The sequence below is a fragment of the Methylobacterium sp. BE186 genome (assembly GCF_031457035.1).
GTDB lineage: Bacteria > Pseudomonadota > Alphaproteobacteria > Rhizobiales > Beijerinckiaceae > Methylobacterium > Methylobacterium segetis.
Genome location: NZ_JAVDVV010000018.1, coordinates 71,668 through 85,214, shown reverse-complemented (window position 1 = coordinate 85,214; position 13,547 = coordinate 71,668). Strand labels below are relative to the sequence as shown.

General features: G+C 73.5%; 12 protein-coding genes. 6 read left to right on the top strand and 6 right to left on the bottom strand.

What is annotated here, in order from left to right:
* The first annotated feature begins 85 nt into the window (after positions 1-85).
* From J2X36_RS18090 to J2X36_RS18070, 5 genes are all read left to right on the top strand, one after another.
* Positions 86-967 carry a hypothetical protein gene (locus tag J2X36_RS18090; RefSeq protein WP_310352299.1) on the top strand — a complete coding sequence of 294 codons (882 nt, stop codon included), beginning with the start codon at positions 86-88 and terminating at the stop codon, positions 965-967.
* A gap of 82 nt (positions 968-1,049) precedes the next feature.
* The gene (locus tag J2X36_RS18085) at positions 1,050-1,517 is read left to right on the top strand and encodes a DUF3617 family protein (protein WP_310352298.1); all 468 of its coding nucleotides are present in this window, start codon (positions 1,050-1,052) and stop codon (positions 1,515-1,517) included.
* A complete protein-coding gene (locus tag J2X36_RS18080; RefSeq protein ID WP_405029812.1) occupies positions 1,514-2,539 on the top strand; it encodes a histone deacetylase family protein in 1,026 nt (341 codons plus the stop codon). The genes J2X36_RS18085 and J2X36_RS18080 overlap by 4 nt, the downstream gene beginning before the upstream one ends.
* Before the next feature lie 205 nt (positions 2,540-2,744).
* Entirely contained in the window at positions 2,745-3,875 is a 1,131-nt protein-coding gene (locus J2X36_RS18075) for a DUF2778 domain-containing protein (protein ID WP_310352297.1), read from the top strand.
* A 161-nt stretch (positions 3,876-4,036) separates the two neighbouring features.
* The gene (locus J2X36_RS18070) at positions 4,037-4,972 is read left to right on the top strand and encodes a hypothetical protein (protein WP_310352296.1); all 936 of its coding nucleotides are present in this window, start codon (positions 4,037-4,039) and stop codon (positions 4,970-4,972) included.
* Positions 4,973-4,994: 22 nt separating this feature from the next.
* On the opposite strand, the gene J2X36_RS18065 is transcribed toward J2X36_RS18070, so the two are convergent.
* The 5 genes from J2X36_RS18065 to J2X36_RS18045 all read right to left on the bottom strand — a co-directional run bounded on the left by J2X36_RS18065 (position 4,995) and on the right by J2X36_RS18045 (position 11,939).
* The gene (locus J2X36_RS18065) at positions 4,995-6,149 is read right to left on the bottom strand and encodes a TAXI family TRAP transporter solute-binding subunit (RefSeq protein ID WP_310352294.1); all 1,155 of its coding nucleotides are present in this window, start codon (positions 6,147-6,149) and stop codon (positions 4,995-4,997) included.
* Positions 6,150-6,176: 27 nt separating this feature from the next.
* Complete coding sequence (locus tag J2X36_RS18060) at positions 6,177-7,331, bottom strand: hypothetical protein (RefSeq protein ID WP_310352293.1); 1,155 nt, start codon at positions 7,329-7,331, stop codon at positions 6,177-6,179.
* A gap of 395 nt (positions 7,332-7,726) precedes the next feature.
* Complete coding sequence (locus J2X36_RS18055; RefSeq protein ID WP_132256784.1) at positions 7,727-8,566, bottom strand: class II glutamine amidotransferase; 840 nt, start codon at positions 8,564-8,566, stop codon at positions 7,727-7,729.
* Positions 8,567-8,706: 140 nt separating this feature from the next.
* Entirely contained in the window at positions 8,707-10,476 is a 1,770-nt protein-coding gene (locus tag J2X36_RS18050) for an N-acetylglutaminylglutamine amidotransferase (protein ID WP_310352289.1), read from the bottom strand.
* A gap of 131 nt (positions 10,477-10,607) precedes the next feature.
* Entirely contained in the window at positions 10,608-11,939 is a 1,332-nt protein-coding gene (locus tag J2X36_RS18045) for an APC family permease (protein WP_310352286.1), read from the bottom strand.
* Positions 11,940-12,127: 188 nt separating this feature from the next.
* Between J2X36_RS18045 and J2X36_RS18040 the strand changes: the two genes are divergently transcribed.
* Entirely contained in the window at positions 12,128-13,027 is a 900-nt protein-coding gene (locus tag J2X36_RS18040) for an MBL fold metallo-hydrolase (protein ID WP_310352282.1), read from the top strand.
* 27 nt (positions 13,028-13,054) lie between these two features.
* On the opposite strand, the gene J2X36_RS18035 is transcribed toward J2X36_RS18040, so the two are convergent.
* Entirely contained in the window at positions 13,055-13,510 is a 456-nt protein-coding gene (locus J2X36_RS18035; protein WP_310352279.1) for a hypothetical protein, read from the bottom strand.
* Positions 13,511-13,547 lie beyond the last annotated feature (37 nt).

Genomic DNA, 13,547 nt, shown 5'->3' with positions numbered 1-13,547 from the left:
GTCGTGGCGGGCCCCGACTCGCGGTAAAGATTCCTGATCTGGGCCGTGCCGCGCGCTGGCACGACCGCATCCGTCGGGAGGGCACATGCGTGCGATCGTTCGGGCGCTCCTCGGGGCAAGCCTCCTGTCCTCGCCGGCGACGCTCGCCCGGGCGCAGGACGTGCCGATCTCCTCGGCCGCGGCGGGCGTGCCGCCGGGACCGGAATCGCGCTCCCTGCCGGCGCCGCAGCCGGACCTGACCGCGCTGCCGGACCTGACCGCGCTGCCGCCCGCGCGGACGGAGGCGCCCACGATCGGTGAGACCACTCCGAACTACGAGACGATCTCGACCTACCAGCGCCGTGCGCAGCAGAAGCTCGACGAGGCCGAGCGGAACTGGAAGCGGATCACTGCCTCGATCTGCTCCGGCTGCGGCACGGCGCCCGCCCCGGCCCGCAGGAATGCCGTCACGCCGGGCGAGGTTCTGGCGCGTCGCCTTGTCCCCGCCGACGCCGCGGTTTCGACCGCGCAGGCGAGCGCACCCGCACCCGCCGCGCGCACGCGGCTCGCGCGCGGCGCCACAGGGGAGGTCGGCACCGTTGCGGCCGCCGAGGCGCCGAAGGTCGCCCGGCCGAGGGCGATCCGCTCGGCGCGCGTCGCCGCGGCTGCGCGCAAGCGGCTCCGCTTGGCCGTTCTGCGCCGCCAGCACGCGATCCGGTCGCGCATGGCCGCTCGACGGGCGCGCCTCGCGATGCTTCGCGCGGCTCGCCGTCAGAGGCAGGTCGCCCGCCCGCGGATCCGGGCTGTGATGGCGCTTCCGCGGGCCCGGCACGGCGTCCGGCAGCGGTTCGTGTCGCTCGGATTCGTGACGCTCGGCGTCCGGGACCGCAGCCTGCCCGCCCTCTCCGTGCGGCCGGGCTGCACCTTCGGCTACGGCTACGCGCCCGATCGCGAGGGGCGCGGTGGCGCCTGTCCGACGGGGCGCTGACGGACCTTCCGGATTCCCGAGCAGGAAGCGGGTCGCGCCGGCTCGCACGCTGTGCTTCCCTGTGCGGACGGGGAGGGGGCCGATGTCGTCGAGGAAGCCGATCCTGCCGAGCTTGTGCCTCGTTCCGCTTCTCGTCCCTCTCCTTGTCGTCTGCGCCGCGGCGACCGGATCCGGGATGCCGGAGGCCGGCCGATACCGGACCGAGATCCGGCTCGAACTGCCCCATCTGGATGGAGCGGGCGCCCGCAAGACCGTCGATCTTTGCGTGACGGAGGAGGCCGGCACGACGGGCGGGTTGAAGGTCCTCAGCGACAACAACCCGTTGGCGTCCTGCCCGATCTCGAACATGATCCGGGACGGCGCGAGCCTCAGCTTCGTGATCGCCTGCGAGGGCCGGAACGCCGCGTGGGGGCATGCGGCCTACACACTCTCGCCGACGGGGTTCGAGGGGCGGATCGCGATGCGGATGGGCGGCAAGAACATGACCATGACTGAGGTCCAGAGCGGGCATCGAACGGGGTCCTGCGCCGCTCCGGCGCCGGCGCCGTGACCGGCCACCTGACCCGGCGCGGCCTGATCGCCGGGGCCGCCTGCCTCCTGCCCGTCGCCGGCCGGGCCGGCGGTGGAGGCACGCTGCTCCTCACCCATCCCGCCTTCGCGGCGCACGAGACCGGCCCAGCCCATCCGGAGCGCCCGGCGCGGATGCGCGTCCTCGACGAGGCCCTGGCGGGACCGGATTTTGCGGGGCTCCGGCGCGAGGCGGCTCCGCTTCGGGCCGATGCCGAGGCGGCGATCCGCCTCGCCCACGATCCGGCCCATCTCGACCGCATCCGCTCGCTCGCCGCCGATCCGGGAGGTCTGCCCGCCCGGATCGACGCGGACACGGTGGTCTCGGCCGGGACCTGGGAGGCCGCCCTGCGCGCGGTCGGCGCGAGCCTGAGCGCCGTCGACGCGGTGATGGAGCCGGGATCGGGCATCGCCAACGCCTTCTGCCAGGTCAGGCCGCCGGGCCACCATGCGGAGCGGGCGCGGGCGATGGGCTTCTGCCTGTTCGACACGGCCGCCATCGCCGCCCTCCATGCCAGGGCCCGGCACGGGGCGGAGCGCGTGGCCGTCGTCGATTTCGACGTGCATCACGGCAACGGCACGCAGAGCATCTTCTGGCCGGATCCGAACCTGTTCTACGCCTCGACACACCGGATGCCCTGGTTCCCGGGCACCGGCTCCGCCTCCGAGCGCGGCGCGGGCAACATCTGGAACGCGCCGCTCAGGGCCGGCGACGACGGCGGCCCGTTCCGGGAGGCGTGGACGCGCCACCTGCTGCCGGCCCTCGACGCCTTCCGCCCCGATCTCATCGTCGTCTCGGCGGGGTTCGACGCGCATGAAGGGGACCCGCTCGGCGGGCTGCGGCTGCAGGCAGCCGATTTCGACGAGGTCACCCGCGCGATCGCCGAGGTGGCGCATCGGCGCTGCCGCGGCCGGATCGTCTCCGTCCTGGAGGGCGGCTACCGCCTCGACGCGCTGGCGGCCTCGGCGGCCGCGCATGTCCGGGCGCTGATCCGGGCGGCGTGAGCCCGCCCGCGCAGGCCCCGCGGGGCCGGACGGCTTCGTAGCATTTCGTTCCATCGCAGATCGGCCACAGGATCGCCCCAGAATGGTCGAGCCCGGGTGGATGTCTGCGCCGCGAGGATGCGGCGCGGAATGTCCGCCCGTCGTGACAGGCTCGGGAGAGCGGGACGGCGGCGGCTCCGGATCAGCGAGGGCCGGCAGCGGGATCATGGAACACGCTTCTCCGTCGACACAGGGGCGCGAGCGCGGTGCCCGGGCGGGCAGCAGCCCGCTGCCGGCGCTGCTCGCGCTCGCGGGTGCGGCCGGCCTCGGCCTCGCCGGCAGCCTGTGGGCCCCGACCTCGCCGCCGGCCCCGCGCCCCCAGCCGCCGACGCTGGCCGCCGCGCCCGTCCTGCCGGCCGCCGAACCCGAGGCGGAGCCGGCGGTTGACACGGCCGAGGCGCCGGCGCCGGACCCGGTCGAGCCCCTGGACGGGCAGGCTCCGATCCTCTGGCGGGAGGCGATCCTCGGGTCGCTGCGCGCGGGATCGCCTGATCACTTCGTGGCGGAATACGATCCTCTCCCGACGCCCTCGACGTTGATCGCGATCATCCCCGAGGACGGGCCGATGCTCGCGCAGACCGTGCCGCTGCCGGTGCCGCGCCCGCCCGAATTCCGGCGCCCGGGCACGACCGACCTCGCCCGCCGGGCGGAGCGCCTCGCGGCGCGCCGGGCCGGCGCGCCGGTACCGGCGGCCGTCGCCGAGGACGACCGGAACTTCTTCGAGAAGCTGTTCAACGTCGAGCGGGCGCCGGCCTCGGCCCTGTCCTACGCGTCGCTGTCGCCGAACCCGGCCGAGTCGCTCGCCCGGCGGTCCGCACCGCCCGCGCCGACGCCCTCGGGCGGGTCCGGCATCGCCGTCTACGACATCAGCGCCCGCGTCGTGGTCCTGCCGAACGGCGAGAAGCTCGAGGCCCATTCCGGGCTCGGCGAGAGCATGGACGATCCGGCCTCGGTCAACATCAAGATGCGGGGTGCAACCCCGCCGGGCACCTACGACCTCACCGAGCGCGAGCAGCTCTTCCACGGCGTGCGCGCGATCCGCCTGAACCCGGTCGGCGGCAGCGCCGCGGTCTACGGGCGGGCGGGCCTGCTCGCCCACACCTACATGCTGGGACCGAGCGGCGCCTCGAACGGCTGCGTGTCCTTCCGGGATTACGACAAGTTCCTGCAGGCCTATCTGCGCGGCGAGATCCAGCGCCTCGTCGTCGTGGCAGGCGCCCGGCAGGACCGGCTGCCGAGCCTCGCGCGGCAGGGCGGCCGGCCGGAGCGGCTGGCGCGCGTCGGCGACGACAGCTGACCGGGGCCACCCGGAGGGGCAATCCCTACTCCTGAAGTCGTAGTCACCTTGAGCCCGTCGTCGCCGTTGGCTCTTTGCGATACCCGTGTCGTCCGGACCCTGTGGGGCCGGGAAACGGGGGGCTCGGTGATCGGCGTCCGCAGGACGCCTCAGGAGGGCTCATGCGCGCAATGGTCAGGGCGCTCCTGTCGGCCGGCCTCCTCGCCGCGGGAGCGGCGCCGCTGGCGACCGCCCGCGCGGAGGACGCGGCCGCCTTAAAGGACGCGGCCGCCCCAAAGGACCCGGCCGCTCTCGGAGCCGCCCCCGAGCGCTCCCCTGCGCGCGACGAGACGGTCACCGAGATCCTGGAGCGCCTGAGGAAGGAGACGGGCGTGGGCCTGAAGGCCGCCCCGGAACCCGCCTCGACCGAGGTGACGATCCAAGCCTACCGGACGCGCGCGCAGCGGAAGCTCGACGAGGACGAGCGCGCCTGGAAGCGCATCACCGCCTCGATCTGCAGCGGCTGCGGCGCCTCCGCGCCGGGGCGGGCCGTCCCCGTGACGCCCGGCGAGGTCCTGGCGCGGACGGCGCCGGCCGCGCGCACCGCCGAGACCGCCGAGAATGCAGGCCCCGTCACCGGGGATCCCGTGCGGACGACCGAGGCGCGAGCGCCCCGGCTGCGCTACGCGCGGTTGCGCCGCCAGCTCCTCGGCCAGCCGCGGGCGCCTGTCGCCCGGTCGAGGCTGGCGACCGAGCAGGCGGCCGCCGCCGGGCGGCGGAAGGCGGCCTATGCCGTGCGCCGCCATCTGCGCTACGCAGCCTACCGGCGCCACCTCCTCCGGCAGGCGCGCGCCGCAGCCGAGATCCGGCGCCGCGCCCGCTACGCCCGGCTGGGACGCGTGCTGCGGCCGGTCGGGCGAGCGCGGGACCGGCTGGCCCTCTCGCGCCGTCCCGTCGAGAGACGGCAGCTCCTCGCATCCCTCGGCGGTGGCGGGGCGGGCGACCGGCGCTCCTCGCTGCCGCGGCCCGTCCGCTCCCACGACGCGCTCTGCACCTACGGGTACGGGCCGTTCGTGCCGACCGGCGGCTACCCGTCGGTCTGCGTGACCGGGCGATAGCGGCCCGGTCCGTCGCGGCCCCTCAGCGCCGGGCCATCCCGTAGCTCGCCTGCTGCGCCCGCCGCCACGCCAGATAGGCCTGGTAGACCTGCTCCTTGTCCGCGGCGAGGTCCTGCGGCTGCTCGCTGAGGAACCGGTCGATCTCGGCGCGCGGAGTCGGCTCCTCGCGATGCGCGTCGAGCCAGTCCTGGGCGGGCTTGAAGCGCGTCCAGCCCGTGACGGAGGCCGCGAGGTTGACCTCCCGCCATTTCGGGTGGCGCTGCGGCGCCAGGAACTTGTCGAACTGGCCGAAGAACGCGCCCACGAAGCGTTCGAGCTTCCTGTAGCGCTCCGACCCCTTCGGGTGGTTGTAGACGCCGAGGATGGTGCCGACCGCGAGGGTCTCGACCGGCTTGCCGCCGTCCACGAGCTTCGGATAATCGGCGCCCGTCAGCGTCGCGGGCACGTAGGCCTCGCTCACGGTCTCGAGGTAGGGGATCGCGACGAGATGGAAGCGGTCCCCGGGATCGAACCCGGCCACCACCGAGACGGGCTTGGCCGCGACCGAGACCACGGCGTCGACCTCGCCCTTGCGCAGCATCTCGAGGGCGGTGGGCTGGTCGACGTTGACCGCCTCCACCTCCAGGCCGAGGCCGCGGAACATGGCCCGGCCGCTGTAGTCGGTGCCGCTGCCCTTCACGTCGAAGGTGACGCGCTTGCCCGCGAGCTGGCGCACGTCGTCGATCCCCTTCGGCGCGATCACGTGGAGCTCGTCGTTGAACAGCTTGGCGATGTAGTGGATGCGCTGCTCGACGTCCCGCAGGCGCTTGTCCTGCCGGAGCTGGTCCAGGGTGTCGGTGCGCACGAAGCCGAGATCGACGCCCTTGAGGAAGCGCAGGTCGTAGGCGTTCTCGCCCGCGCCCTTGCCGAGGATCGGCAGGACGCGGATCCTGTCCCCGTCGTTCAGGACGAAGGCGAGGTCGGCCCCGATGCGGAAGTAGGTGCCGCCGGGCGTCCCCGTGATGACCGAGACCGTGTTCGCGTTCATGGCCTCGCCGATCATCGCCTCGTTCGTCGCCTCGGGCCTGGCCTCCCGAGACGGTTCCGGCGGCCTCGCCTCGCGGGCGAGGGCGGCCGGCGCGGCCAGGAGGGCCAGGGCCCCGAACAGGGCGGACAGCGTGGTGCGCCTCGACGTCATCGGCGTGCTCCGTTTCGATTCAGGGGCTCAGCGCATCGCATCCGCGAGGCTCTTCGGGTCCGCGAGACCCTCCCGGGCGGCGCGGGCGTAGAGGGCGCTCGCCCGTTCCGGGTCCGCCTGCAGGCCCTGGACCTTCCAGGCCCGCAGCATCCGCGGATCGCAGGTCTGGGCCAGCAGGAAGGCGGCGCGGGGTTCGCCCCGCTCCATCGCCCGCTCCAGGACGAGGCGGGCCCCGCTGATGTCGCCGAGCCGGATCAGCCGCTCCGCCCGCTCGACCAGGGCGCGCGGGCTGGGCTCCCCCGGAGCCGGCGGCTTGGCGGCCTGCGCCTGGGCGGTGCGCGTGGGCGCCTGCGCCTCGGTCGGCTGGGGAAGCGGCGCGGGTTTCGCGTCGCCGGGCGTGAGGGCCGACGGCTTGGCGGGAGAAGGACCAGCGAGAGAGGGATCGGGGGGAGACGGCTTGGCGGGAGAGGATTTAACGGGATTGAGCTTGGCGATGGGCGCTTTGGGCTCCAGCGGCGCGATCGGGGGAAGCTGCGGGACGTAGATCTCGGCGGCGCCCGCCGGCGCAGGGGCCGGCAAGTTCGCAGGCGAGTTCGCGGGCGAGTTCGCGGGCATGTTCTGAGGCACGTTCGCTTCCAGGGCCGCCACGGTCGGAGCCGCCATCTGCGCGGCGGCCTTCACAGGCCCCGGGTCGGCAAGGGGCGCGGGCTCCGGCAGATCGGGGGCCTGGGCGTTGATCGTGAAGGTGGAGCGGGCCAGCCGCAGCGGCTCGCCGTTTCCGGGTCGCGTCAGGGCGGCGACCGCGAGCGTGAACGTGCCCGTCTGCTCCGGCTGCAGGGTCACGGACAGGTCTGGCAGGTTCCAGCCGGTCACCTCGACGATCGACTTCTCCTCCGCGGCGGTCACCGCGTGGGTGGCGTCGGCGACGCGCGCGCCCTTGGGAAGGCCAAGGAGATAGGTGCTGGGATCGGACCTGTCCGGCAGCCGCTGCACCTCGATCGCGAGGGGGATCGGCGCCCCGGCCGCCCCGGCGACGTCCCGCGCCAGCACGAGCGGCGGCGGCCCCGGCGTCTCGGATACGCCCTCCGCCGCGAAGGCCGCCGAGGCCATCACCCATCCCGCCGCCACCAGCGCCACGGCGGCGGGTGCGCGGCGGTGCCCGGAACGAGGAGCGCTCGACATTGGCATCCCTCCCGATGAGGGGCCGACGCATCGCGGCCGATTGAGCCGCGTGCGCGCGGCCGCGCGTGACAGTCCCGAGATCGAGGCTTGCGGAGAACCGGCGGGTCAAAGACCTGCTCCACGGCCACGATGACAGATCGCGCGCCGCATCGCAGAATGCAGCGCTCGCCGTGCGCCGATCTACATCAGTGGAAAGGCGCCGAGTTCGGCATCGCGAGCATTAACATATGCGGCCGCTACTCCCTTATAGGCCGCGAAAGACCGTCTCCGCCTGTTCTGGCGGGTGCGACGGCAGATCTCGCGCGGAAATGGCGCCGTTCCGCTTGCGCGTTCCCGTCGCGCGGCGGGTTCCCGATCCGCCCCCCAGATGGCGCGTCCGGGCCCGCCGGGGCCTTCTAGGCGGTCATCCGGGCCGGGAGGCGGGAGATGCCGGCGCGGTGGGGAAGGCCGAGATCGGTGAGCGAGCGAACCTCCACCGCCTCGTCCTTGCGGGCGATCACGACGCTGTGGTCGGGGACCGCGATCCACTCGTCGTGCTTGCGGTCCACCGGCTCCGAGGCGACGACGACCCCGTCCTCCGACTGGCGGTAATAGAGGCTGTTGGCCGCGTCGTTCGCCGCGTAGCGGAAGGCGTAGAGGTCGCGGCCGTCGGCCAGCGCCGCCGTGAAGCGGAACGGGTGCGCCCCTTCGTCGGCGTCGACGAGGCGGGTCAGGGCGCGCAGGGTCTCGAGGGTGGCGGTGATGGGGTCCTGGCGCTCGCCCGGGCCGATCAGGCCCGCCCCGGCGATGGCGAGGAAGATGGCCTCGGAATCCGTGGTGCCGCTGCGGGTCGGGTAGAGCGCGTCCGGGATCAGCCCCTCGATCGGGCGGCGCAGCCGGGTCCAGTCCCCGATATAGCCGTTGTGCATGAACAGCCAGGGGCCGCAGGCGAAGGGATGGCAGTTCGGCCGGGTGATGGGCGTGCCCGTGGCCGCCCGCACATGCGCGAAGAACAGGTGCGAGTGCAGGTGGCGGCACAGGTAGCGCAGGTTGTCGTCCGACCAGGCCGGCTGCACCTCGCGGTAGCGTCCGGGCTCCGGGTGCTCGCCGTACCAGCCGAGGCCGAACCCGTCGCCGTTGAGGCTCACCGTCGATTCGAGCGCCTGGATGCTCTGGGAGACGAGGGAATGGGCCGGCTCGGTCACGTAGTGCTCGAGCGCGATCGTGCGGCCACGATAGGCGATCCAGCGGCACATGATGATCTCTCCCCCGTGATGTCTCGGCTGCAGCCCATTCGGCACGATCGTGGAGAAACGACGTCACCTTGAGCGCTGTGGAACCGCGCCGGCCGGGCGAAGCGCCGGCGCGGCGTGACCGCTGCCCCGGGCGGGCCCGGTCAGAGTCCGTGCGTCTGCAGCCAGCTCTCCAGCAGGGCGACCTGCCAGAGCTTCGAGTTGCCCTTGGGCGTCAGCGTCCCGTCCGGGTCGGCCAGGAGTTTATCGACGTAGGCGCGGTTGAACAGGCCGCGCTCGCGCGCCGCCGGGCGGTCGAGCACCTCGCGCACGAAGTCGAGGAAGGGCCCGCGCAGGTGCTTCAGCGCCGGCACCGGGAAGTAGCCCTTCGGCCGGTCGATCACCGCGGCGGGCACCACCGCGCGCGACGCCTCCTTCAGGATGAACTTGCCGCCGTCCCGCACCTTCAGCTCGGCCGGGATGCGCGCGGCGAGCTCCACCAGCTCGTGATCGAGGAACGGGACGCGCGCCTCGAGCCCGTGGGCCATCGTCATGTTGTCGACGCGCTTCACGGGATCGTCGACGAGCATGATCTGCTGGTCGAGCTGAAGGGTCTTGTCGATCGCGGTGCGGCTCTGCGATTGCGCGAAGAACCGCGCAATGTAGTCGCGGCTGTAATCGCCGTTCAGGAGGTCGGGGGCGAGCGCCTCCCGCATCTCCGCATGGTCCCGGTCGAAATAGGCGCGGGCGTAGTCCGAGACCGGATCCTCCGAGCCCATCAGCTTCGGATACCAATGGTATCCGCCGAAGACCTCGTCCGCGCCCTGGCCGCTCTGGATCACCTTCACGTGCCGGGCCACCTCCTGCGACAGCAGCCAGAAGGCCACCGCGTCGTGGCTCATCTGCGGCTCGGCCATCGCCGCGATCGCGGCGGGCAGGGCGTCGAGGGTGCGCGAGCCGTCGATGACGAGCTTGGTGTGGTCGGTCCCGAACTCCCGGGCGATGATGTCGGAGTACTTGAACTCGTCGCCCTCGACGCCGTTGACCGCGTCGAACCCGATCGAGAAGGTCTTCAGCCCCGCCTGCCCCTTGCGGGCGAGCAGCGCGACGATGACCGAGCTGTCGAGGCCGCCCGAGAGCAGCACGCCGGTCGGCACGTCGGCGACCTGGCGCCGCTCGACCGCGGTGCCGAGCGCCTCGAGCACGGCATCCCGCCACTCGGCCTCGCTCATGCCGCGATCCTGGTCGCGGGCGCCGACCCTGAGGGTCCAGTAGACCTCTTCCCGGCGGGAGCCGTCGGCCTCGAGGGTCAGGATCGTGGCGGGGGCGAGCTTGCGCACGCCCCGGACGATGGTGAGCGGCGCCGGCACGCCCGCGTGCCAGCTCATGTAATGGTGGAGGGCGGCCGGATCGATCGCGGTGTCGATGTCGCCGGCGGCGAGCAGGGCCGGCAGGGTCGAGGCGAAGCGGAAGCGGCCCTTCGGCTCGCTGTAATAGAGCGGCTTGATGCCGAGTCGGTCGCGGGCGAGGGTGACGCGGCCGCTCTCGCGCTCGAGGATGGCGAGGGCGAACATGCCGAGGAAGCGCGCGACGCAAGACGGCCCCCAGGCGTGGAACGCCTTGAGGACGACCTCGGTGTCGCTCGTGGAGAAGAAGCGGTAGCCCTTGGCCTCCAGCTCCGCGCGCAGCGGCTTGTAATTGTAGATGCAGCCGTTGAAGACGAGGGAGAGCCCGAGCTCCGGGTCCTGCATCGGCTGCTGGGAGGCGCTGCTCAGCCCGATGATCTTCAGGCGGCGATGGCCGAAGACGACCCTGTCGTGGCCGAGGATGCCGCCGGAATCCGGCCCTCGCGGCACCATCGCATCCACCATGCGCTTCACGGCGGCCGGATCGGCCGGCCCGTTGAACCTGATCTCGCCGCAGAGCCCGCACATCCGCCGCTCGTCCCTCCGCCCCGTCCTCGCGCCGGTCGCACCGGCATCCTCACAGGGCCGCAACGCATCGGCGCTCGCCCCGGTTCGATTGCTCCGCGGTCCGATGCGATTTCCGAGCCAGCGCCCGGCGCTCAGGTCTGAGGACCGCCGAGACGCCCGGCCCGGCCGAGCAGCACGCCCCCGCCCATCCAGGCGATGACGACGAGGGGCCAGAGGAGCCCAGGCCCATCGGGCAGCGGGTAGAGGCTGTTGAGGAGCGGCCAGGCGAGCAGAGCGGCGCCGAGCCCGCCGACGAGGGCCATCGCGCGGCGTCCCTCGCGGACGGCCTGCACCATCTGCGCGGCGGCCACGGCCATGTAGACGAGGATGAGCACGAGGGTCGCGACCGTCGCGAAGGCCTCGCTGTAGGCCCGCGATCCGGCGAGGCTCCCGAACAGGGCGAGGGCGAGGAGATTGCCGGCACCGACGATCCGGAGCGCCCGCCGCGGCGCGCCGTGCACCGGGTCGATCGCGGCGAGCCGCGCGCCGAGGCCGTTCCGCCCGAGGGTGGCCAGGATCCTCGCCGCCGCCGCGGCGGTGCCGAGGGCGCAGGCCAGCGAGCTCACGCCGGCCGCGAGATCGAGGCAGATCGCGTAGCGGTCCGAGATGAAGCGGGAGGCCAGGGTATCGAGGGGAGCGTGCGCCGCCGCCAACGCCTGCACGCCGTCCGGCCCGTAGCCGGCGACCTGCGCGTAGGAGACGAGCGTGTAGAGGAGCGTCGCGGCCGCGAGCGACCCGACGATCGCGAGCGGGATGGAGCGGTGCGGATCGCGGGTCTCCTCGGCGAGCGTCGCCGCGCCCTCGAAGCCCGCGAGCGAGAGCACGGCGAAGACCATGCCGAAGCCGATGCCCGACCAGCCGCGCCCCGGATCGGGCAGGAAGGGCGCGGCGGAAAGCGGCGTCCGGGCCAGGATGATCCCGGCCAGCACGAGGATCGCGAGGAGGGCCGCCGCCTCGATCGCCAGCATGAGCGCGGTGATGCTGCGGATCTCGCGGCCGCCGAGGTGGATCACGAGCAGGCCGCCCGCCGCCGCGATACCCTGCCAGAGGCCGGGCAGGCCGAGCCCGAGATGCTCCAGCGCCACGGCGAGGAAGCCGCCGACGAGGCCGGTCGCCGAGGCGAGGAAGGCACCATAGGCGAGGAGCAGGCCCCATCCCGCCAGGAAGCCGAGGCGGCGCCCGAACACGGCCTCGACATAGGCGAAGGCGGAGCCGGCCGTCGCGATGCGCCGGCTGAAGGCGACGAAGGAGAGGCCGATCAGCGCCATCGCCCCGCCGCCGATCAGGAAGGCGAGGGGCGCGGCCCGGCCCGCCGCCTGCGCCGCCAGCGGCACGTTGAAGGCCATGGCGAGCGTCGGCGCGATGATCGCGAGGGAGAGGACGAAGGCCTCGAAGGCGGTGAGGGGGCGTCGCGGGGGCATCATCCGGCGATCTTCGCAAATGGGGCGCCGAATGCGACCGCCCCGATCGGCGCCGGGCCGGGCGTCGCGGCCCCGAAGGGTCGCGGGCCCGGAACAGTGGCGCCGGAGCCGGGGTTGGCCGAGCGATCCCCACGTGTGATCCCCACGTGTGGACGCCGTGCGCATCCTCGGCCGCCGGGAGCAGACAGGTCATGGTCCAGCAGATCCCGATCACGCCCGACAGCCGCGCCGACGATCCCCGCGCCGACGCCGCGCGCGGCGACGAGACCCACGCGATCGCGGACGATCTCGCCTACCGCCGCCTCGTGATCGCGAACGTCGTCTTCGTCGGCCCGTCCGGCGCGGGCGATCGCGGCTGGGTCCTGGTCGATGCGGGCGTGCCCGGCTCGAAGGGCGCCATCACGGAGGCGGCCGCGGCGCGGTTCGGGGCGGGCGCCCGCCCCAAGGCGATCGTGATGACGCACGGCCATTTCGACCATGTCGGCGTGCTGGAGGACCTCGCGGCGGAATGGGACGCGCCGGTCTACGCCCACGCCCTGGAGCGGCCCTATCTCGACGGGAGCGCCGCCTACCCGCCGCCGGACCCGAGCGTGGGCGGCGGCCTGATGGCACGGATCTCCCCCCTCTATCCGACGCGCCCGGTCGACGTCTCGCGGCACTTACGCCTCCTTCCGGAGGATGGCAGCGTGCCCCCGATGCCGGGCTGGCGCTGGCTGCACACGCCCGGCCACACGCCGGGCCACGTCTCGTTCTGGCGGGAGGAAGACCGCAGCCTGATCGCCGGCGACGCCTTCGTCACGACGGCGCAGGAATCGGCCTACGCCGTCGCCACGCAGCGGCCCGAGATCCACGGGCCGCCGATGTACCTCACAACCGATTGGGCGGCGGCGCACCGCTCCGTCGAGGCGCTCGCGAGGCTCGAGCCGGAGCGGGTCGTCACCGGCCACGGCCGGCCGCTCGCAGGGCCCGAGATGCGCCGCGCGCTCGCCGCGCTGGCCCAGACCTTCGAGGCGGTGGCGGTGCCGAAGCAGGGCCGCTACGTCGAGACCCCAGCGCGCGCGGAGGACGGATCGGCCTATCGCGAGCCCTGAGAGAGGGCCTCGCCCGTCCGGTCGCCCTCAGCGGGACGGGTCGAACCGCGTGCCGGTCCAGTACAGGGTCGTGCCGCAGGGCTCGATGCCGGCCTTCCCGCAGGCATTGCCGTGCAGGCCGAGCAGCATCGCGGGGCGGCCCTTCACGTGTTTGAAGTCCAGCCTCCGCACGTTCTCGTCCAGGACCTTCGCGTAGCCGCCCTTCGTGGAGGCGAAGACCTGCATCGTGCAGCCCGCGCTGCCGCAGAAATAGGTCGCGTCGCCGCCGCAGGCGAAGGCGCCGTAATCGAGGATGACATCCTCGATCCCGTCGCCGTTGACGTCCTTCCTTGCGATGAAGCCGGGACGGATCTCGGCCTTTTCCGGCGCGCAGGCTTGGCGCTGCTCCCGGATCGCCGCTTCGACGGGCGCCGGCAGGTCGCCCGCGCGCGACGGGGTGGCGGCCGCGAGGGCGAGAGCCATCACGAGCGCCGGTCCGAGCATGGGCGTCATCGTCGGGCTCAAGAATCGGGGAGCAGGG